Source organism: Myxococcus sp. NMCA1, assembly GCF_026810205.1.
GTDB classification, from domain to species: domain Bacteria; phylum Myxococcota; class Myxococcia; order Myxococcales; family Myxococcaceae; genus Myxococcus; species Myxococcus xanthus_A.
In genome coordinates this window covers 2,179,128-2,198,254 of record NZ_CP113950.1, presented here as the reverse complement: position 1 = coordinate 2,198,254, position 19,127 = coordinate 2,179,128, and the positions used below count along the sequence as shown (strand labels likewise).

The following is a 19,127-nucleotide window of genomic DNA, read 5'->3' as shown; positions in this document are numbered from 1 at the left end:
GCATGCTCAACAACCTCGGACTGGGGTTCGTCTTCACCGCACGGGACTTGGCCTCCGGGGTCTTCTCCCAGGTCGAGGTCAACTTCACGCGCATGGACAGGCGCGTGGGGTTGGGCACCGCGCGCATTGAAGGTGCCTTCCAGCGGCTCGGCGTCGCCATGTCCCTCTTCACGGCGGGCGCCGTCACCCTGGGCGCATCGCTGTCCCTGGCCAACACCGCCGGCCAATTCGAACAGGCAGTGGCAGGCGTAGCAGCCGTCTCCGGCGCCTCGGCTGAGGTGCTTGGGCAGCTCCGTGACGCGGCCATCAAGGCGAGCCTCGCCACGCAGTTCACCCCCACCGAGTCCGTGTTGGGCCTCCGCGAGCTCACCCAGGCCGGCTTCACCGCGGCTGAGTCCATGGACTTGCTGCTGCCGGTGTTGGACCTGGCGGGTGGCTCGTTGGGAGAGCTGACGCCCCAGGGCGCAGCGGGCCTCGCGTCGCAGGTGATGAAGGCCTTCGGCATCTCCACCGACAAGGCCGCCCTCTCCGTCGACCAGATGCTCCAAGCCGTCAACGTCTTCGCCCTCAGCGCGAATGAGCTGCCCCTGGCTCTCGGCACCGCCGCGCGCGGTGCGCAGGCCCTCAACCAGTCCCTGCCCGAGACGCTCATCGCCCTGGGCCTCGTGAAGAACGTCGTCCCCGGCGTGGAGCGCGCATCCACCGCCGTGGCCGTGGCCATGGAGCGCATGGCGGACCCGCAGGTGCAGAAGCATTTGCGTGGCCTGGGCGTTGCCGTCACCGACTCCAAAGGCAACTTCCTCAGCTTCCTCGGCATCCTCGACAAGCTCTCGCCCGCCCTCGAGCGAATGACGGCGGCGCAGCGCTCCGCCTTCCTGCTGAAGGCCTTCGGCCGCGAGGCGCTCGGTGGTGTGAATGCCATCCTCACGCAGTTCACCAACGGCATCCGCAAGGACACCGGCGAAGTCGTCCGCGGCGCCGAGGCCCTCAAGTACCTGCGCGATGAGTTCGAGAATGCGGGCGGCACGGCCACGAAGTTCCGCGAGCAGATGCTGGACACGTTTCAGGGCCAGAAGACGCTGCTCGCCGGCAACCTGGAGACGCTCGCCATCGTCCTCGGGGAGCCCTTCAGCCAGGTGTTGAAGCCCCTCGTCACCCTCGTCGCCAGCGCGGTGCAGCAGGTGCTGGGTGTCTTCCAGGCGTTGCCCGGCCCGGTGAAGCGCGCCTTCGCAGCCTTCGCGCTCGGGGCTGGTGGCCTGGTTACCCTCGTCGGCGCCGTCATCGCCGCGAAGGTGGGCCTGGCGCTGATGGTGGTGGGCCTCAAGGTGCTGGGCCTCACCCTGGGCAGCCTCCTGGCCACGGTGCTTCCGGCGGTAGCCGCTGTCGTCCTCCTGGGTGTCGCCGTGGCCGGCCTCGCCTACGCCTTCCGCCACAATCTCGGTGGCCTGGGCGACTTCGCGCGGCGTGTGCAGGAGCAGGTGACGCTCGCCTTCTGCGGCCTCGTCCAGCTCTTCGAGGACGGGGGCTTCTCCGGCGCGGTGCGGGAGGAGTTGGGCCGGGCCCAGAATGCCGGGCTGAAGGACTTCCTCATCAACCTCTACCTGTGGGCACACCGCGTCCACAGCTTCTTCTCCGGCATCGCCGACGGCTTCTCCTCCGGGCTCGAAGCCGCGCGCCCCACCCTCGACGCCTTCCAGGCGACGTTGCGGCGGGTGGGCGAGGCGCTGGGCTTCCTCTCCGAGCGGGACGACGCAGCCACGGCCGCCGCGAAGTTCGCCGCCTTCGGCAACGCGGGGGCCACGGTGGGGCGCGCCCTCGCCCGCGTCTTCGACTTCGTCGTCAGGGGCCTGACGGCCGCAGCGGAGGTGGTGGAGGGCCTGGCGGGGCAGTGGGGCTACATGAAGGCCGGCGTCGACGTCCTGCTGGGCAGCCTGGCGCATCTCGGCCGCGTCCTCGGCGGGGCCCTCTCGGGCCTCTTGGGCACCAACTCCGCATTGCAGCAGGGCAGCAGTGGGTGGGCGCTCATGGGACAAGCCATCGGATTTGCCATCGGCAACATCACCACCGTCGTGGGCGTGCTGGTGTCTGCTGTCTCCCTCGTGGTGTCGATGGTGGGGGGCATCCTCAACGCCGCCCTGGCCGCCTTCTCCGGCATCGTCGACGTCTTCTGGGGCGTGGTGTTGACCCTCAGTGGCATCCTCACCGGCGACTGGGCCGAGGCGTGGACGAGCATGAAGCTCGTCGTCTTCGGCGTGGTGGACGCCATCTCCGGCGTCCTCCTGGAGTTGGTGGGCGCCATCCTCGGCGTCGTAGACGCGGTGGCGAGCCTCTTCGGCACGGACACCGGCCTCCAGCAAGCCCTGCGAACGGCTCGGCTGGGCCTCCACCGTGACTTGTCCGTCGCCTTCGGCCTCGAGGACTCCCCCGGCTTGGCCCCCGCACCCGTCGCCTCCACGGCCGCCACGTTGCCGGTGGACTGGCCCCTGGAGTCGTCGTCCATGCCGGCGGTGGCGGCCCTCCAGGCCTCGCTGCCGCAGGCCGAGGTGCTCTCCTCGCAGCCGCCCGCAACTCCCGCCGCACCCGTCCTCGTCAGCCTGCAGGTGGACGGAGAGGTGCTTGCCCAGGCCACTGCGCGCGCCGAGAGGGACGCCGCCTCCCGCAGCTTCTCCCCCATGCCGGCGTACTGAAAGGCAGGCCCCACGTGTCCATCGCTGCCGGCCTCGTCCGTCCTCCCCACTGCGTGCTGGTGAATGTCCTCACTGGCGAGGGCATGGAGTGCCTCTTCAACCCCACGCAGCTCACCGAGAAGCTCCAGGTGAATTGGAATCGCCTGGCGGTGCCGGGCCTCTCCCACCAGGTGCTCCAGTTTCAGGGCACCTCCAACCGGCAGCTGGCGGGCGTAGAGTTCTACCTGGACGCCTTCTTCGCCACGCAGCAGGGCGACGCATCCAACATCATGGCCTTCCGTGCCTTCCTCCGCGCCCTCACCGTCCCCCCGGCGGGTACCGAGGGTGTGCTGGCGACGGCGCCGCCGCGCGTCCTCGTCCTCTGGCCCGGCGTCCTCACCGTGGAGTGCGTCGTCGCCAGCGTGGAGTTCCAGTACCGGCAGCTCGCCGTCGACGGCCGCGTCCTCGTCTACACCGCCACCGTCACCTTTGAGGAGATTCTCGACACCCGCGTCACCTCCGAGCAGCTCCGTCAGGAGGTGCCGTAGTGGCCCCTCACGTTGGCAGCCGCTACTCCTTCTCCCTCGGCGTGCGCGACGAGGTGGGCCGCCTCTTCCTCACTGAGAGAGTCCCCTATGGCTTCCAGCCGCACGCGGACACGCGCGTCCACCTCGTCGCCCAGGGCGACTCCCTCTGGGGCCTCGCCGGCCGCTACTTCGCGCCCCTCCCGCGCGCCTGCGGCTTCTGGTGGGCGATTGCGGACTTCCAGCCGGAGCCCATCATCGACGCGACGCTGGAGCTGGACGCCGGGCGGCGCCTCTACATCCCCTCGCTGCGCGTCCTCACCGACGTCATCCTCAGCGAGCAGCGACGGAGGGCTAGCGAATGACGCGCCCCCTCGGCAGGAGCGCGCCTGGCGTGCGTCTCACGCTGCTTGCACACGAGAAGGCCCGCAGCGGTGAGCCCCTCTCCCTTGAGGGGCGCGTCCTCAGCCTCACCTTCGAGGACTCCGCCACGAAGGCTGACAGGCTGTCCCTCCAGTTGGACAACTTCGACCTGGCGCTCTTCGACAGGGCCGAGCTGGTGGGCGGCGCGGTGCTGGAGGTGTCCTGGGGCTACCCGGGACTCATGGCGCCTCCGCGGCGCGTCGTCATCAAGAAGCTGAAGGGCTTTCAGGTGCTCACCGTCGAGGGCCAGGCCCTCAGCGCCCTCATGCACCGCGAGGCGAAGACACGCGCATGGAAGGGCAAGACGCGCGCCCAGGTGGTGCGCGAGGTGGCCGCCGAGTACGGCTACGAGGAGGGCTCCGTCCACGTCGAGGACACCGGAGAGTCCTTCGACACCATCCACCAGGCCGGGGAGACGGACGCGAGGTTCCTCCGGCGCCTGGCCGCGCGGGAGGAGTTCGAGCTCCACGTCGACGACAGGGGCCTCACCTTCGGTCCGCGAAACCAGGCCGCCGCGCCTACCCAGGTGCTGTGGTGGTACGCCGACGCGGGCCGAGGCGACATCCTCTCCGTCAACGTCGAGTCGGAGCTGAGCCGTCGAGTGGGCCAGGTGGGCGTCCGTGGCCGTGACGCCATGGCCAAGGCAACCATCGAAACCCAGGCGAGCAGTGCCACCGTGGAGCGCACCACCCTCGCCGACTACCTCGAGGTGGTGGACAAGCGCGCCGGCACCACGTCGCTGCAGCTCCGCAACAGCACCTCCAGTGTCCAGCCCACCTCCGCCTCGACACCCGCTCAAGCCCAGCGCGAGTCCGAGGCCCGCTTCCGGCGCGCGGAGTCCGGCACTGTGAAGCTGTCCCTCCAGGTGGTGGGCAACCCCAGCTTGCGTGCGAAGTCCGTCGTGGAGGTGCGCGGCATCTCCAGCTTCCTGTCCGGGAAGTATTACGTCACCGAGGCGAAGCACGTCCTCTCCTCCTCCGGCTACACCACGGACTTGAAGCTGTCGCGTGACGGCACGGGGCAGCGTCAGCAAGCCAGCCCGGAGAAGCAGGGCCAGCCCCAGGGCGGGCAGCCCAACACCAGCGCACCCGTGACGACTGGGGCACTGAAGGAAGTGGAGGCATTCGAGAGGGACACCGGCACCCGGCACATCGAGTACCGCCGTGACGGGCAGCCCATCGGTGTCGAGGACCCGGAAGCCGGAATGAGTCTCCCCAGGTAGCGAGCCCACCATGAGCACTTTCGACGACGACATCCTTGCCCATGACACGCGCCTCCTCGGCATGTACGTGGGCTACGTCACCAGCCGCGACGACGAGGCGCAGCTCGGCCGCGTCCGCGTGTGCATCCCCGGCGTCCTCGAGCCCGAGTCCGCCTGGGCCTGGCCGCTGGGCACCTCCGGGGGCGGCGCCAAGGACACGGGCTTTTTCGCGGTGCCGCACGTGGGCGCCGAGGTGGCTGTCTTCTTCAACCAGGGCGACGTCGATGCCCCCTACTACCTCAGCGCGCACTGGGGAAAGCCGGGCGGCCAGAGTGAGGTACCCGAAGAGGCCCAGGTGTCTCCGCCCGACAACCGCGTCCTCGCCACGCCCACATTCCGCGTCGAATTGGACGAGTCCGCGGGGAAGCGGAAGCTGAAGCTCACCAACCGGATGACGGGCGACTGCCTCACCTTCGACGCGGAAACCAACTCCGTCACCCTGGAGGCCACCACTGCCCTCACCCTGCGCGCGGTGGGTGCCATCTCCCTCGAAGCCGCTCAAGTCACCATCGCCGGGCGCGTGGTGCGCCCCATCGCCGAGCCGATTTGAGGAAGCCTATGGCGCTGCCCATCTGCATCCACATCCCGCCGTTGCCCGAGGCGCCCACGCTCACCCTGCCTGGCGGCGCCACGCTGCAGCACCACCAGCTCCTGCAGGCCGTCCAGCCGGCGCTCGCGCCGCTTATGCCCATTTTCGACGTCATCGGCGCCGTGCTGGCACTCGTCGACGTCGTGAAGGCGATACCTGACGCGCTGGGGCCGCCGCCGGACCCGACAGCCATCGCCTCGGCTCTGCCGAAATTGGCCGAGAAGGTGTCCAAGCTGCTCCGCCTCGTCCCCCAACTCTCGGTGCCGTACACGGTGGTGGGCGTCATCGACATCGTCCTGGGTGAGCTGGGCCGTGCGCGTGCCCAGCTCGTCCACCTGCAACTGCGCCTGTCGAGCGTCGGGCAGGCCCGGCTGCGCGCGGCCCAGCTTGGGGACGCGGGCCTCCTCGCGGTGGCCGGCTGCGCGGAGGCCAACGTCGCCCAGGAGGCCGCCAACGTCGGCAAGGCCCTGGCCGCCCTCTCCCAGCTCATGGCCCTCCTCAACGTCTTCCTGGGGCTGGTGGGTGGGCCCCAGGTGCCGGACTTCTCCAGCCTTGAGGGGAGCCCGTTGGAAGAAGCCATTGCGCCGCTCGACGCCATCGTCCGCACGCTGCAGCAGGTGCGCGCGGCCATCCCAGTTCCATGAGGAGGACGTCATGAGTCGAGCACCCCACAATCTCCTCGTGCCCTTCCGACGCGACAAGAAGCGGGACTTCGCCTCCGGCACCGGGCCCGAGCTGCTCGCCTCGAAGGTGCGGCAGGTGCTGCTGACGGAAGGCGCCACGCCCCACTCCACCGGCGAGCTACCCTGGCGCACCAACTTCGGCGTGGGCCTCTCGCGGCTGCGCCACCAGCGCAACGACACGGTGCTGGCGGAGCTGGCGCGCGTATACATCCGTGACGCCCTCGCGCGCTGGCTGCCTGGCGTCCAGCTCGTGTACCTCGAAGTCAAACAGGAGGGGACGTTGCTCGCTGTGCACCTCCGCGTTCTCGAAGAGAACACAACAGCAACCCTGAATGCACCTCTCTGAGCCAGCGGATTCCCGAGGTAAGGAGCAGCCATGTGTCTAGTCTGACCCGGGGCCCGCGCATTGCAGGTCAGACTCGCCAAGCAGCCAGTTTACTCATTTCACACAAGAAGAGAGCAAGTGGCGGGGGTGCCCTCTGCGAAATGACGGGAGGGTCACCGGAACCCCTGGGTGCGCCAGCAAGCCCGCGTCTAGCTTCGTCAACACAGGGGGTTATACTCCAGTCTATGCGAACGTGGACAAACTGTGGTTCGGCAAGAATAAAGGCATGACGTTGCCCTAAACGGCCGAGTGTGGTTCTCGAACGCCCCTCACGGGAGAGTGCCCGCTCGCTCTGGTTCCGACATGCACCAGGAAACAGGGCGCTCCTCGGGACGGAGGGCTCGGACTAGTCTCTAGGCGCTAACCACGCGGAGCCACAGGGAGTCTCGGCTGATCGAGAATTGAATCGTGAGCGGCCGTTTTGCTCCAACGCTCCTCCGCAACAAAGTCCTGCCACACCAAGTCACCAGCCCCTATCAAATCAAAGCACACAAAAACATGAACTGGAACAACCTGCTCTCACCAAAACGACTTTCAAACGACGGCACCCTGATTTCAAAGGACGAGGAGAAGGAGCGCAGTACGTTCCATCGGGATTGGGATCGAATACTTTTCAGCACTGCATTCCGGCGAATGCACGACAAGACCCAAGTCTTTCCTCTACCAGAGGACGATGTTGTCCACTCACGACTGACCCACAGCCTTGAAGCGGCATCAGTGGGCCGGTCACTAGGTATGGCAGTCGGCACAAAGGTTCGAGAGCGCGAAAACCTCGATGCTCGTATTCCGTACGACATTGGCACCATCGTAGCAACCGCGTGCTTAGCGCACGACATTGGAAATCCTCCTTTTGGCCACAGCGGCGAATCGGCAATTGCGACGTTCTTCACTGATGGAGAGGGACAAACTCTCCTGAACCAACTCACAGGAAAAGAGCGCGCAGACCTGACACAATTCGAAGGAAACGCACAAGGCTTTCGACTTCTGACACGCCTTCAACTCGAATCAGACGGAGGACTACAACTTACCGCTGCAACACTAGCCACGTTCACCAAATATCCTCGCGAGTCTCATCCAGACGGAAGCCTCCCTGTTGATTCAAAATCAACGCGAGCCGATCTCAAAAAACATGGATTCCACCAATCCGAACGAGACCTATTCCGCCGAATTGCAGAAGAAGTGGGTCTAAAGAAGCAACCCTGCGCCCCTGATGGCTATGCCTGGGCTCGCCATCCGCTCGCATTTCTCGTAGAAGCCGCAGACGACATTTGCTACTCCATCCTAGACATTGAGGATGGAGTACGACTCGGATACGTCGATGCAAGAGATGCTGAAGCGGTACTTCGTCCGGTAGCCGAGCGAGTCCCCACATTCAAGATCGGCCCCGCCCGAAACGATGATGTACGTAGCCGCATCGGCTACCTACGCGCCTTGGCGATCGGCCAGTTCTCCAGAGAGTGCATTGGAGCATTCCTGGACAACGAGGCGCAGATTCTCGATGGCACTTTCAGCCATTCGCTCTCCAAAATAATCCTCTCAAAAGACGATCTAGAGACGCTTCAAACTCTCGCTCGCAAAAAATGCTACAATGCGGCAAGCGTCTTGGAGATCGAATTGGCCGGCTATGAAGCGATTGGCGGGCTTCTTAGTGCGTTCGCAAACTCCGCGTTGGCGGATGAGCCTTCAAAGCGAGAAAAGAAACTTATCGCGCTCATGACCCAACGTGCCGGAATGAAGCCAGCCCACAGCAAATATGAAAAGATACTTCGAGTGACAGACTATGTGAGCGGGATGACCGACCGGTACGCACTATCGCTTTTCCGGAGAATTCACGGAATATCCGTTCCGGGTCGAGCACTCTAAATCATCAGATTCACGAGCGCCCCATCGCCCTTCGGCTATGCCGCCACCGCACGACGCGGCGAGAGGCATCTGAAACGATGTCCCCGACGAAATCGAGGTCTGTGGCTTTGCCTCCTACTGGAGGCAATTGCCAACATGCCACTTCTTCCCGCGTCCACCGACTACACCCACCGTGACTTCGACGCCCTGCGCGCGCGCCTCGTGGCGCTCGTGAAGAGCGTCTTCCCGGACTGGACGGACTTCGACGTCGCCAGCTTCGGCAACCTGCTGCTGGAGATGTACGCCTTCGTCGGTGACGTCCTCGGTTTCTATCAGGACAACCTCGCCCGCGAGTCGCGCCTCTCCACCGCTACCCAGCGCCGCAACGTCATCACCCTGGCGCGCATGCTGGGCTACCGGCTTCACGGCGCCCAGGCGGCCACCGCCGAGGTGGAGCTGCGCTTGGCCCAGCCTCCCGCAGCCCCCGTCACCTTCCCCGCCGGCACCGTCGTCCGCACCCAGGAGGTGACGGAGGCCGTCCGCTTCCAGTTGCTCTCGTCCGTCACTATTCCGGCTGGCGCCTACCCACCGCGCGCCCGCGCCGTGGCCGAGCACTCGAAGACGCACACCCAGCTCTTCGACGCCCGCGGCCTCGCCGACTTCGAAGCGCACCTGGACTTCGCGCCCTACCTCGACGGCTCCGCCCGCGTGTCCACCGGCCAAGGCGCCTTCAGCGAGGTGGACACCTTCCTCAACTCTCGCGCCTCGGACGCCCACTTCCTTGCTTCGGTGGATCAGGGGGACAAGGCCACCGTCCGGTTCGGCACCGGCACCAACGGCCTGCCCCCCGCTGGCACCGTGGCGGTGGTGTACAAGACGGGTGGCGGCGCGGCCGGCAACGTGGACACGGGTCGCCTCGTCGTCATGGAGGGCAGCTTCCGGGACGCCCACGGCCACGCGGTGCAGGTGTCCGTCCACAACCCCGCCCCCGCGTCGGGTGGCGCGGATAGGCAGACGGTGGCCTCGGCGAAGCTGCTGGCCCCCGAGAGTCTCCGGGCCCTGACGCGCACGGTGTCCCGCGAGGACTTCGAAATCAACGCCCGGCGTCTGCCCGGTGTAGCCCGCGCCCTCATGCTGACGTCCAACGAGGACGCTACCATTGGGGAGAATGCCGGCATCCTCTACGTGGTGCCCATGGGCGGCGGGGTGCCCACGCCCGCGCTCAAGGCCCAGGTGCTGCGGCAAGTCACCGAAGTCTTCCCCTGCACCCTCACCTTTCAGGTGAGCGTCCAGGAGCCGGTGTACCGGCGCGTGGACGTCTCCGCGCGCCTCTTCCTGCGCCAGGGTGCTTCGGCCCAGGACGTCGCCTCGCGCATCCGACAGGCACTCGCCGCCCACTTCCGCATCAGCGAGCCGGACGGCACGCCCAATCCGCGCATCGACTTCGGCTTCAACCTCAAGGACGCCCAGGGCTTCCCTGCCGGAGAGGTGGCCTGGTCGGACGTGTTCAACGTCATCCGCGACGTGGCGGGGGTGCGGAAACTAGGCGACGCGCGAATGGACCTGACACTCAACAGCCTGCCCGCGGACGTGAAGCTGGCGGTGCGGGAACTGCCGGTGCTGGGCAGCGTCACCCTGCAGGACGGGGACACCGGAGGACTCCTCTGACATGTCCCTCCTCAACCCCAGTTTCGAGGACGCGGGCGCCCAGCCTGGCGAGGCTGCGCACTGGACGCTGACGGCAGTGACGCGCCTTGAAGCCCTGGCGGGCTTCGGTGTGCCGGAAGAGGCGTGCGAGGACTTCGAGCGCTGGTACGTGTGGCGCGCCGCCCTCTCCGACGGCCCTGTGGCCCTCGCCTTCTTCTCCGGCCAGCGCGAGGGCTTCGAGGCCTTCTCCCGGGGCTGGGACAACGACGGCTTCCTCTTCGAGCTGCCGCCCGCGCAGCTCGTCCCGCACCGCTTCGAGGGGCAGACCGTCGAGACGTGGGGCCAGGGCCCCTTCCTCACGGACTGGGTGGCCGTCACCTCCGTGGAGGGCCTCTTCAACGACTCGCCACGGGAGGAATTCGACCACGAGGCGTTCGCCTGGCGCTGGGAGGACGTGACGGCGCGCGGGGCCCTCTTCAACACCACGCAGCCCACCGAGGACTTCGACACCGGGTGGCCTCTGGCCGCCACGCAGTGAGGACACCATGGCACTCGCAGACTGGACTTACCTCAATCAAGGACTCGACATCGCCACCGTGGACAGGGGCGTGACGGCGGGCATTGCCCGCCCCCCGGGCGGCGGCAACTTCCTCTTCGCCTTCAACTCCCTCACCGCCGCCCAGGGCGCCGTCGCCCTCTTCGCCAACCTCCCCGACTTCGTCCCCATGGCCCGGGGCGGCAGCATCCGCGGCTGCCTCCAGCGCGGGCCCGGAGGAGGCCCCACCGGCTTCTCCCCCTTCCTCTTTCTCTGCGGCCAGGGCACCTCCGTCAACGACTCCGCCTACCTCCTGGGCCTCTCCGACGACGAGCCGCACCGAGTGGTGCTGCGCAAGGGCGCGGTGGCCACGGGGCTGCCCGACGCGGATGGGCCCGGTGTCTTGCTGAAGTCCTCGGCCAGCTTCACCCTGGGCACCTGGCTGCACCTGCGGCTGGACGTCATCGTCAACGCCAACGGTGACGTCGTCCTCAAGGCCCTCCAGAATGACTTGGTCGCGCACCCACTCGGCACGCCCCCTGACTGGCAGCCCGTGCCGGGCATGGCCGACTTCATCGACGACGCCCTCGGCATCAACTCCGGCAGCCAGCCTCTCACCTCGGGCCGGGGCGGCTTCGGCTTCGCCGTGCGGGACGTCACGCGCCGGGCCTACTTCGACTCGCTCGAGCTGTCCCGGCAGGTGTGACGCCCATGGCCCTCACTGCCTTCACCAGCCGCCTGGGCATGGGGCAGGGGCGCATCCGGCCCCAGCGGGCCGCGCCTGCCTCGGGCGAGTACCTCTTCGTCCTCGGAGACGCGGAACCTGGACGCCGCTTCGAGCTCGCCCCCGGGGACATTGCCGAGGTGACGCAAGCCGTGGACGTCACCGGCGTGGACCTGGTCCGCACCGCATTGCGCCTCCGTGTGCCGGCAGGCGCTCCGGCGGGCCTGGCCTGGGAAGCGTCCCTCGTCGTCGACGGGGTGAAGCACGCCCGCACTCTGGGGCGCCCCGGCCGCGAGCGCCTCGTCGGGGACATGGCCGCCAACGTCTCGAAGCTCTCCGGCGTCCACACCGTGGGCGTCCGCTTGGAGCTCGTCTCATCGTGAGGTGCCGCTATGGCCACGGTTGAACTGCCCGCCCTCTACATCGACACCGTCTCCCTTTCCGCCAGGACGCACCGCCCCCTCCTCCTCAACCGCGCTCCGGGCCCAGGGGAGGAGGACGTCCCCGCCGACTCCGCGCTGGAGCTGGAGGTGGTGGACGTCGGCGCGGATGGCATTGCCCGGGCGGCCACACGCGTCTGGGTGGACGGCTTCCTCGCCTTCGAAGGCGGGGCTGACATCGAGGTGCAACCCGCCTTTGCGGGGCCTCGGGCGGAGGTGACGCAGACGGCGGACGCCCTGCGTGTGGTGCTCCATCCGGCGGTGCCGCTGGTCAGCCAGGCCACCGTCTCAGTGCGCGTCGTCTCGGCCACAACCGGCGGCGCGCACCTCCTCGACGAGACGTACGCCTTCACCGTGGAGGACCGCACTGCGCCCCGGCTCGTGGGCGCCCAGGCCATTGCGCCGAAGTCCGTGCGCCTCGCCTTCGACGAGGACGTGCAGGTGCCGCCCTCGGCGCGCTTCACCTTCACGCCTCGCGGCGCGCCTGCAGTCCCAGTCGCCGCCCTTGAGGCCGCGGCCGACGGCCCCCTCGTCCACCTCGTCCTCGACACGGAGCTGACGCCGAACGTGGTGTACGAAGTGCGGGTGGATGGCGTGACGGACGCGCACGACAACCCGGTGCTCGCCCCCTGCCACCGCGCCACCTTTCCTGGCTTCCGTCCAGCCCGGCCGCCCTCCCGGCACTTCCAACTCTGGGACATGCTGCCCCGCCGCAACCGCCGCGACGACGTGACGGGCGACCTGCACCGCTTCATCTCCTGCCTCCAGGAGGTGACGGACCTGCTTCTCGCGGACCTGGACGCCTTCCCCGACGTCTTCGACTTGGAGCGCGCGCCAGAGTCCTTCTTGGACGCCATTCTCCAGGACCTGGGCAACCCCTTCGCCTTCGAGCTGGACGTCCTCGCCCGGCGCCGCCTGGCCGCCATCCTCGTGGACATGTACCAGCAGAAGGGCACCGCGCTGGGCCTGCGCAACGCCATCCGATTCTTTCTCGGCATCGAGGTGAGGGCCATCTCTCCCTTCGCCTCAGATACCCTAGTGCTGGGTGAGTCCGAGCTGGGCGTCGACTGGGTACTGGGCCCCTCGGAGCGCTTCGCCCGCTACGCATTCAACGTCGAGGTGGAGCGCCTCCTCACGCCAGCGGAGCGCCAGCGCCTGCGCACCCTCGTCGAGTACCTCAAGCCTGCCCACACCCACTTCATCGACTTGGTGGAGCCCCTGCCGCCCATTCTTCCTGAGCACTGGGAGCTGGGACTCAGCGAGCTGGGGGAAACGACGTCGCTGCACTGACGGTGAACATCGCCCACGTGGTATGCTCACACGCCATGGAAGACGGCGGAAAGAGCTCGGGCCTTCGGCCCCGAGAAGTGGTGGAGCGGTGGGTGGAGCGCTTCAACGCCGCAGATGTCGACGGGCTTGTCGCCCTCTATTGTGAGAACGCGGTGAACCATCAGGTGGCGAACGAGCCCGTAGAAGGCCGGGCTCGAATCCGCGAGATGTTCCAGCGGGAGTTCGCGGCAGCCAAGATGGTCTGCATCGTCGAGCAAATTCTCGAAGATGCCCCTTGGGCGATTCTGGAGTGGAAGGATCCGCTCGGCCTTCGAGGTTGTGGCTTCTTCCAAGTCGAGGACGGGTTGATTCGCTTCCAACGCGGCTATTGGGACAAGCTCTCCTTCCTTCGCATGCACGGGCTGCCAATCGAGTAGGCCACATAAGCGCCCTGTCCCTGAGAGCCGTCGCGGCTGGCTGTACTTCCCCGGAGGGGCGCGTATGCCCCGAGGTAAGGACATCGCGGCTCGCATCGACTGCGAGTCTGAGCTTGGCGTGGACTGAGTGCTAGGCCCCTCGGAGCGCTTTGCCCGCGACGCCTTCAACGTCGAGGTGGAGCGCCTCCTCTCGCCCGCGGAGCGCCAGCGCCTGCGCACCCTCGTCGAGTACCTCAAGCCCGCGCACACCCACTTCATCGACTTGGTGGAGCCCCTGCCGCCCATTCTCCCCGAGCATTGGGAGCAGGGACTCAGCGAGTTGGGCGAGACGACGACGCTGTGCATTGACACTGCCGAGGCCCACTGTGACGAGCAGAGGCAGCGGGCACGGCCCCTACCGCCGTAGCTTCCGCTCCTTCGCAAGCTTCGCGAACTCGGCCTTATGCTTCGCACAGAAGTGGGTGGATTTGAGGTCGATGTGCTGAATGCGAACGGGCGCGCGGAGTACACACACCGGCGCATGGCACGGAAAGCTCATGCCCATCAGCTTTGCGATGCTACTGGTGAGCTGGTTCTGGAGGCGAAAACGCGCGAGTTCGAGCGCCTCTCCCTCAAGGCGAGTATCAGGCGGCATGGAGAGGCCTTCCAGACTGCGCATGCGTGACACCGACGCAACGGCGCGTGCTGTGGGCAAGTCATAGATGGCGTACATGAAGTTGGCGCCATTGGCGCCGAGGTCCTCGTTAATCACATAGAGGGTGCCCTGTGCGGTTGGCAGCTTCGGCAGCAACTCATCCCAGATGACCTGCTCCCGGCGTTTCGAGTACGTGCCGTCTGGTAGCGGCTGAATGCCTTTCAAGCGGATGTCGAGCCCCGGGAATCGCTCGGCAAGAACCGTCACGATGCCATCGAGCTCGGCCGGGACCCGGTTTCCGAGGGGAACCAGCTCGACCCGCTTAATGGGCGGAGGCTTTGGAACCGTACTGGAATCCGGCTGCACGTAAGGACGCATGGCCCCTGCTTGTGCAAAGGCAGGAAGAGAAAGAACGCAGGCTAGCGAGACCATCCAGGACACGACAGGCGCGAAGAACCGTTGCATGAGGGAAGCCTAGACCTCATGCAACGGGAACTCCAGCCGCGAAGCCTGCCATATCCATCCCTCCTCAGTCTGCGCCATAGCTGGCCCCATCGCGGGCACCTCCGCGTACGAGCCTCGCGGACTCCCAGGCGTAGAATGCAGTCAGGCCAAACGCAGCTACGTAATGTCCCCGATTTCTCGCGCCATGCCTTTGCCTTCCTCTGGAGGGCGCAGGCATGAGCAACCGGTTGGATTTTTTCTTCAGGCAGCGCGTGACAGAGGCCGAGCTGGACCTGGCCTTCGCGCAGTTGGAGCAGGCGGACAGAAACCTCGCCTCAGACTTGGGCGTCCACGGCGTCATCTCCGGGGCCGTGCCCGCGCCGCATTCCCCCGTCCCCAACCTCACCGTCGACCTGACGGCCCCGGGCCGCGCCTACGACAACCTCGGCCAGCGCATCTTCTTTGGCACCGGGCAGACGGTGGACTGCGCAGTGGACTTGTCGGGCATCCCCACCGACGTCTCCACCTCGGGCAGCGAGCGGTGGGTGGGCATTTTCCTGCGCTTCACCCGCCTGCTGTCCGAGCCGCGCACGGATGGCAACTCCCAGCAGGTGTACTTCCGCCGCGACGAGTCCTTCGAGCTGGTGGTGCGCCAGGCGCCGGAGGGCCCCGTCGGCCAGGCGCCCAAGCCCGCCCTCCAGCCCGACGAGCTGCTGCTGTGTGACGTCCGGCGCCGCCCGGGGCAGACGCAGATTCTCGCCGCAGACTTGGACACCTCCCGCCGCCAGGCCTTCATCTTCGCCCGAGGCACCTCCGTGGCCGTGGAGAGCGGCACCTGGGACGTCCTGAGCCCCAGCGCGGACACGGTGCAGGCGACGCTGGACGAGGTGGACGCCGAGCTGGCCGGCCACTTCTCCGGCGCCGCCCGGAGACACGGGGCCGGTGCCGTGGACTACGCGCCCCACGGCTTCATCGCCTCCACCACCGTGCAGGAAGCCGTGGACGAAGTCGTCGACAAGCTCTCCTCGGCCGCTGCTGGCACGCCGGGCGCTTCCCGCGTGGGCGCGGACGCGGTGCCCGGCACGCCCAACCTCCTTCCGGCGGGCACCGTGGACGCGCAGCTGTCCTCGCTGCTGGGCTTCGTGAATGCCCACCAGGGCGCGGCCACTGGGGCCCACCACGCCAGCGCCATTGGCGCCACGCCCCATGGCTACGTCAGCAGCACCAGCGTCCAGGCGCAGTTGCAGGAGGTCGTCACCCGCCTCGGGGAGACGACGGCCGGAAGCCCCGGTGCGTCTCGTGTCGGAGGAGACGCACTGGCAGGGACGCCTCACACCCTCCCCGCTAGCAGCCTGCGGCAGCAGGTGGCCGCGCTTCTGGGCTTCCTCAACGGGCACGCCACACAAGGCGCGGGGGCCCACGCAGCCTCTGCCATCTCCGTTGCGGACACGGGCAACCTGCTGACGGCGAGCACCGTCGAGGCGGCCATCGCCGAAGTCCTTGGGGCATTCAGCGGCGGGCACTTCCGCGGCAACGAAACGACGGTGGGCCAGCACAAGGCCATCCTCCAGCCCGTCCTGGGCACCGGCCGCGTGTTGATGGTCACCAGGAAGCGCGGATTTCTGGTCATGGACGGCGAGAAGTTCGAGAGCTCTGCTGCCAGGGGCAGCGCTGGGTGCCGCCGAAAAGTTGAGGAGAGGAGCGCGAGCCGGTGGAGTCCGGGGCTGCGCGCGTCCTGAAAAGTCAGAAGGCCCACCAGCGACACCTGGAGGGCCTTCCTGGGGGCGCGCCCTGGTGTGCGAGAGGGGCGAGCCGGTGAGGGAGGGGTAGCGCACTCCGCGGCGCGGCGCCAGAAGTCGGCGCGCACGGGAAGGTGTGCGTGGAGTCATTGCGTCTGGTGGTGTGCGGGCGGCCGGAGTGCCGGAGGCTGTTTCAGCTGTGCAGCCGGTGCGACAGGGGGCAGCGCTACTGCGAGCGCAGGTGCGGGGTGCTGGCGCGTGCGGAGTCGGTGCGCGCGGCCGGGCGGCGATACCAGCGCACCCGAGACGGACGGCATGCGCACGCCGAGCGCCAGGCCGCGTACCGAGGACGGCGGCGGAAAGTGACGCATCAGTCTCCCCCGCCAGGGGCCTTGGAGGTGACGGTGCCGCCCGCGCCGGCCCAGGCCACCACGCAGGTGTCCGCGGAGCCGAGCGCAGCGAGGCCACCTGCGTATGCACCACCGTCCATTCCGGCTTGCACGTCCTGCGGACGCGCCAATCCATTCCTCCGTCACACCACCCTGGCGCGCACCCGAATGGGCCCGCGCTGGCGGCGCTGCCCACCCTGAGGAGGTGGGAGGATGATTGGCCTCGAGGTACGCGCCCGGATTCGCCAGTTGCACTACGCGGAAGGCTGGCCGGTGGGCACCATCGCCACGCAGTTGGGGCTGCACCACGACACCGTGGAGGCGGCCCTGGAGGACGTGCCGGTAGCCAGTGCTGACAGAACGGCGAAGCCCACGGTGCTGGGCCCGTACACGGACTTCATTGACGTCACCCTCAAGGCCCACCCGCGCCTGAGGGCCACGCGCCTCTTCCACATGGTGAAGGCCCGTGGCTACCTGGGCGGCTATGAGCAGGTGAAGCGCTACGTGCGGCGGGTGCGTCCGGGGCCCCAGGCCGAGGCCTTCTTGCGCCGCAATACCCTGCTGGGCGAAGAGGCCCAGGTGGACTGGGGCAGCTTCGGCAAGGTGCGGGTGGGGCGGGCCACCCGGACGCTCTCCTGCTTCGTCCTGGTGCTGGGCCACTCGCGCGCCATGTACGCGCGCTTCTTCCTGGGCCAAACCATGGAGTGCTTCCTCCAGGGCCACGTCCAAGCCTTCGAAGCGCTGGGCGGCGTGCCTCGCAACCTCCTCTACGACAACCTGAAGTCCGTCGTGCTGCAGAGGGCCGGAGACATCATTCACTTCCACCCGCGCATATTGGAAGCCGCCGGCCACTACCACTTCGTCCCCAAGCCCTGCGCCCCCTACCGCGGCAATGAGAAGGGAAAGGTGGAGCGCACCATCCGCTACCTGCGCGACTCCTTCTTCTCTGCGCGCACCTTCCACGGCCTCGACGACGTCAACCGCCAACTGCAGCGCTGGGTGGAGGAGGTGGCCCACCAGCGCCGGGTGCCCGGCGACGCCTCGGGCCGCACGGTGGCGCAGGCCTTGGAAGCCGAGCGCCCCCTGCTGCTGCCGCTGCCCGCGCACCCGCTGCCCACCGACGTGGTGCGCCCCGCCGCCTCCGGCAAGACGCCCTACGTGCGCTTCGACGGCAACGACTACTCCATTCCCGAGGGCCTGGTGCGCCGGCCCCTCACGCTGGTGGCCTCGTCCACCACGGTGCGCCTCCTCGACGGCGCCGTGGAAGTCGCCTCGCACGTGCGCAGCTGGGACAAGGGCGCCGTCGTCGAGGATGCCAGCCACCTGGCTGCCCTGGCCAGGCGCAAGGCCCACGCCCACGAGCTGCGTGGCAGGGACTTGCTGCGCGCACGCTGCCCGCACGCCGAGCAACTCCTCCAGGCGCTCACCAGCCGCGGCGACAACCTCGGCAACCACACCGTGAAGCTGCTGGCGCTGGCCGACAGGTACGGCTCCGCCGAAACCGACGCCGCCATCGCCGAGACGCTCGCTCGCGGCGCACTCGGCCCCGCCGCCGTTGCCCACGTCCTCGACCAACGCAGCCGCAAAAGGGGCGCCCCTCCGCCGCTGCCCCTGGTGCTGCCGGATGACCCGCGCGTGCGCGAGCAACGCGTCCCCCAGCACTCCCTCAACCCCTACGACGCCCTCCTCGGGCGCGACACGGAGCAAGTGTCATGAGCCCCTTGAAGGAACGCCTCAACACCCTGGGCCTGCATCACACCAGTGCCGCGCTCGATGACCTCATTGCCCTGGCCACCAAACGCAGGTGGGGCCCCACCGAGTTGCTGGAAGCCATCACCGAGGAAGAGACGAAGGACAGAGCCCGGCGCAGCGTGGAGCGGCGCCTGTCGCGCAGCAAGCTCGGCGCGCTCAGGACGATGGCCGACTTCGACTGGGGCTGGCCCAAGCGCATCGACAGGACGGCCGTCGAGGGCGCCCTGGCGCTGGACTTCATGGCCCGCCCCGCCAACGTCGTCCTCGTCGCGCCCCAGGGACTGGGCAAGACGATGATTGCTCAGAATATCGCCTACAACGCCGTGCAGGCTGGGCACTCCGTCCTCTTCACCACCGCCTCCCAGTTGCTGCTCGACTTGGGAAGCCAGGACTCCGCTCGCGCTCTCGACAGGCGCCTGAAGCACTACTGCACTCAGGCGGGGTTGCTCGTCATCGACGAGATTGGCTACCTCTCCTACGACGCCAGGAACGCCGACCTCCTCTTCCAGGTGGTGTCGCGCAGGTATGAGAAGAAGCCGATTGTCCTGACGACCAACCTCCCATTCTCCGAGTGGACCACCATCTTCCCCAACGCCGCATGCGCCATCGCCCTCATTGACCGCGTCATCCACCACGCGAGCATCATCAGCATCGAGGGCGACAGCTACCGCAGGCGTATGGCCGAGGAATCACGCGCGGAGCGCAAGGCAAGGAAGAGCTGAGCGTCCCCGCGACTCACCGATG

General features: G+C 67.7%; 19 protein-coding genes. 18 read left to right on the top strand and 1 reads right to left on the bottom strand.

The genetic code is table 11. The features are described 5' to 3' along the window. The first annotated feature begins 2 nt into the window (after positions 1 to 2). From OZ403_RS09370 to OZ403_RS09300, 15 genes are all read left to right on the top strand, one after another. Complete coding sequence (locus OZ403_RS09370) at positions 3 to 2,687, top strand: phage tail tape measure protein (RefSeq protein WP_268783985.1); 2,685 nt, start codon at positions 3 to 5, stop codon at positions 2,685 to 2,687. 14 nt (positions 2,688 to 2,701) lie between these two features. Beyond that, positions 2,702 to 3,214 carry a CIS tube protein gene (locus OZ403_RS09365; protein ID WP_268783984.1) on the top strand — a complete coding sequence of 171 codons (513 nt, stop codon included), beginning with the start codon at positions 2,702 to 2,704 and terminating at the stop codon, positions 3,212 to 3,214. Continuing rightward, complete coding sequence (locus tag OZ403_RS09360) at positions 3,214 to 3,555, top strand: hypothetical protein (RefSeq protein ID WP_268783983.1); 342 nt, start codon at positions 3,214 to 3,216, stop codon at positions 3,553 to 3,555. Before OZ403_RS09365 ends, OZ403_RS09360 begins: the two co-directional genes overlap by 1 nt. Further along, the gene (locus OZ403_RS09355) at positions 3,552 to 4,835 is read left to right on the top strand and encodes a phage late control D family protein (RefSeq protein WP_268783982.1); all 1,284 of its coding nucleotides are present in this window, start codon (positions 3,552 to 3,554) and stop codon (positions 4,833 to 4,835) included. Before OZ403_RS09360 ends, OZ403_RS09355 begins: the two co-directional genes overlap by 4 nt. A 10-nt stretch (positions 4,836 to 4,845) precedes the next feature. Next, a complete protein-coding gene (locus OZ403_RS09350) occupies positions 4,846 to 5,424 on the top strand; it encodes a phage baseplate assembly protein V (RefSeq protein WP_268783981.1) in 579 nt (192 codons plus the stop codon). A gap of 8 nt (positions 5,425 to 5,432) precedes the next feature. Beyond that, on the top strand, positions 5,433 to 6,107 hold the full coding sequence (locus OZ403_RS09345; protein ID WP_268783980.1) for a hypothetical protein: 675 nt from the start codon (positions 5,433 to 5,435) through the stop codon (positions 6,105 to 6,107). Between the two features lie 10 nt (positions 6,108 to 6,117). Continuing rightward, entirely contained in the window at positions 6,118 to 6,492 is a 375-nt protein-coding gene (locus OZ403_RS09340) for a GPW/gp25 family protein (protein WP_268783979.1), read from the top strand. A gap of 447 nt (positions 6,493 to 6,939) precedes the next feature. Next, entirely contained in the window at positions 6,940 to 8,394 is a 1,455-nt protein-coding gene (locus OZ403_RS09335; RefSeq protein WP_268783978.1) for a deoxyguanosinetriphosphate triphosphohydrolase, read from the top strand. 135 nt (positions 8,395 to 8,529) lie between these two features. Beyond that, the gene (locus tag OZ403_RS09330; RefSeq protein WP_268783977.1) at positions 8,530 to 10,041 is read left to right on the top strand and encodes a baseplate J/gp47 family protein; all 1,512 of its coding nucleotides are present in this window, start codon (positions 8,530 to 8,532) and stop codon (positions 10,039 to 10,041) included. A 1-nt stretch (position 10,042) separates the two neighbouring features. Beyond that, the gene (locus OZ403_RS09325; protein WP_268783976.1) at positions 10,043 to 10,558 is read left to right on the top strand and encodes a hypothetical protein; all 516 of its coding nucleotides are present in this window, start codon (positions 10,043 to 10,045) and stop codon (positions 10,556 to 10,558) included. Between the two features lie 7 nt (positions 10,559 to 10,565). Continuing rightward, positions 10,566 to 11,261 carry a hypothetical protein gene (locus OZ403_RS09320; RefSeq protein ID WP_268783975.1) on the top strand — a complete coding sequence of 232 codons (696 nt, stop codon included), beginning with the start codon at positions 10,566 to 10,568 and terminating at the stop codon, positions 11,259 to 11,261. A 5-nt stretch (positions 11,262 to 11,266) separates the two neighbouring features. Further along, on the top strand, positions 11,267 to 11,662 hold the full coding sequence (locus OZ403_RS09315) for a hypothetical protein (RefSeq protein ID WP_268783974.1): 396 nt from the start codon (positions 11,267 to 11,269) through the stop codon (positions 11,660 to 11,662). A gap of 9 nt (positions 11,663 to 11,671) precedes the next feature. Then, on the top strand, positions 11,672 to 13,009 hold the full coding sequence (locus OZ403_RS09310) for a phage tail protein (protein ID WP_268783973.1): 1,338 nt from the start codon (positions 11,672 to 11,674) through the stop codon (positions 13,007 to 13,009). Positions 13,010 to 13,101: 92 nt separating this feature from the next. Next, a complete protein-coding gene (locus OZ403_RS09305) occupies positions 13,102 to 13,425 on the top strand; it encodes a nuclear transport factor 2 family protein (protein WP_268783972.1) in 324 nt (107 codons plus the stop codon). A 127-nt stretch (positions 13,426 to 13,552) separates the two neighbouring features. Continuing rightward, positions 13,553 to 13,831 (top strand): hypothetical protein, encoded by a 279-nt coding sequence (locus tag OZ403_RS09300; RefSeq protein ID WP_268783971.1) that lies wholly within the window; start codon positions 13,553 to 13,555, stop codon positions 13,829 to 13,831. Here the strand turns inward: OZ403_RS09300 and OZ403_RS09295 are convergent. Continuing rightward, positions 13,820 to 14,524 (bottom strand): hypothetical protein, encoded by a 705-nt coding sequence (locus OZ403_RS09295; RefSeq protein WP_268783970.1) that lies wholly within the window; start codon positions 14,522 to 14,524, stop codon positions 13,820 to 13,822. The two genes, OZ403_RS09300 and OZ403_RS09295, sit on opposite strands and share 12 nt — an antisense overlap. Before the next feature lie 215 nt (positions 14,525 to 14,739). Here OZ403_RS09295 and OZ403_RS09290 point away from each other — a divergent pair, with 215 nt between their 5' ends. From OZ403_RS09290 to istB, 3 genes are all read left to right on the top strand, one after another. Beyond that, entirely contained in the window at positions 14,740 to 16,242 is a 1,503-nt protein-coding gene (locus tag OZ403_RS09290; protein ID WP_268783969.1) for a hypothetical protein, read from the top strand. 602 nt (positions 16,243 to 16,844) lie between these two features. Beyond that, a complete protein-coding gene (gene istA, locus OZ403_RS09285; protein ID WP_268781592.1) occupies positions 16,845 to 18,347 on the top strand; it encodes an IS21 family transposase in 1,503 nt (500 codons plus the stop codon). Then, positions 18,344 to 19,105 carry an IS21-like element helper ATPase IstB gene (gene istB / locus OZ403_RS09280; protein WP_140876531.1) on the top strand — a complete coding sequence of 254 codons (762 nt, stop codon included), beginning with the start codon at positions 18,344 to 18,346 and terminating at the stop codon, positions 19,103 to 19,105. The genes istA and istB overlap by 4 nt, the downstream gene beginning before the upstream one ends. The last annotated feature ends 22 nt before the right edge of the window (positions 19,106 to 19,127 follow it).

What these genes read in the sequence shown, in the direction of transcription:
- OZ403_RS09370 (WP_268783985.1), top strand. Translation starts at nt 3, where the DNA reads ATGCTCAACAACCTCGGACTGGGGTTCGTCTTCACCGCACGGGACTTG.
- OZ403_RS09355 (WP_268783982.1), top strand. Translation starts at nt 3,552, where the DNA reads ATGACGCGCCCCCTCGGCAGGAGCGCGCCTGGCGTGCGTCTCACGCTG.
- OZ403_RS09350 (WP_268783981.1), top strand. Translation starts at nt 4,846, where the DNA reads ATGAGCACTTTCGACGACGACATCCTTGCCCATGACACGCGCCTCCTC.
- OZ403_RS09345 (WP_268783980.1), top strand. Translation starts at nt 5,433, where the DNA reads ATGGCGCTGCCCATCTGCATCCACATCCCGCCGTTGCCCGAGGCGCCC.
- OZ403_RS09340 (WP_268783979.1), top strand. Translation starts at nt 6,118, where the DNA reads ATGAGTCGAGCACCCCACAATCTCCTCGTGCCCTTCCGACGCGACAAG.
- OZ403_RS09330 (WP_268783977.1), top strand. Translation starts at nt 8,530, where the DNA reads ATGCCACTTCTTCCCGCGTCCACCGACTACACCCACCGTGACTTCGAC.
- OZ403_RS09325 (WP_268783976.1), top strand. Translation starts at nt 10,043, where the DNA reads ATGTCCCTCCTCAACCCCAGTTTCGAGGACGCGGGCGCCCAGCCTGGC.
- OZ403_RS09320 (WP_268783975.1), top strand. Translation starts at nt 10,566, where the DNA reads ATGGCACTCGCAGACTGGACTTACCTCAATCAAGGACTCGACATCGCC.
- OZ403_RS09315 (WP_268783974.1), top strand. Translation starts at nt 11,267, where the DNA reads ATGGCCCTCACTGCCTTCACCAGCCGCCTGGGCATGGGGCAGGGGCGC.
- OZ403_RS09310 (WP_268783973.1), top strand. Translation starts at nt 11,672, where the DNA reads ATGGCCACGGTTGAACTGCCCGCCCTCTACATCGACACCGTCTCCCTT.
- OZ403_RS09295 (WP_268783970.1), bottom strand. Translation starts at nt 14,524, where the DNA reads ATGCAACGGTTCTTCGCGCCTGTCGTGTCCTGGATGGTCTCGCTAGCC.
- OZ403_RS09290 (WP_268783969.1), top strand. Translation starts at nt 14,740, where the DNA reads ATGAGCAACCGGTTGGATTTTTTCTTCAGGCAGCGCGTGACAGAGGCC.
- istA (WP_268781592.1), top strand. Translation starts at nt 16,845, where the DNA reads ATGATTGGCCTCGAGGTACGCGCCCGGATTCGCCAGTTGCACTACGCG.
- istB (WP_140876531.1), top strand. Translation starts at nt 18,344, where the DNA reads ATGAGCCCCTTGAAGGAACGCCTCAACACCCTGGGCCTGCATCACACC.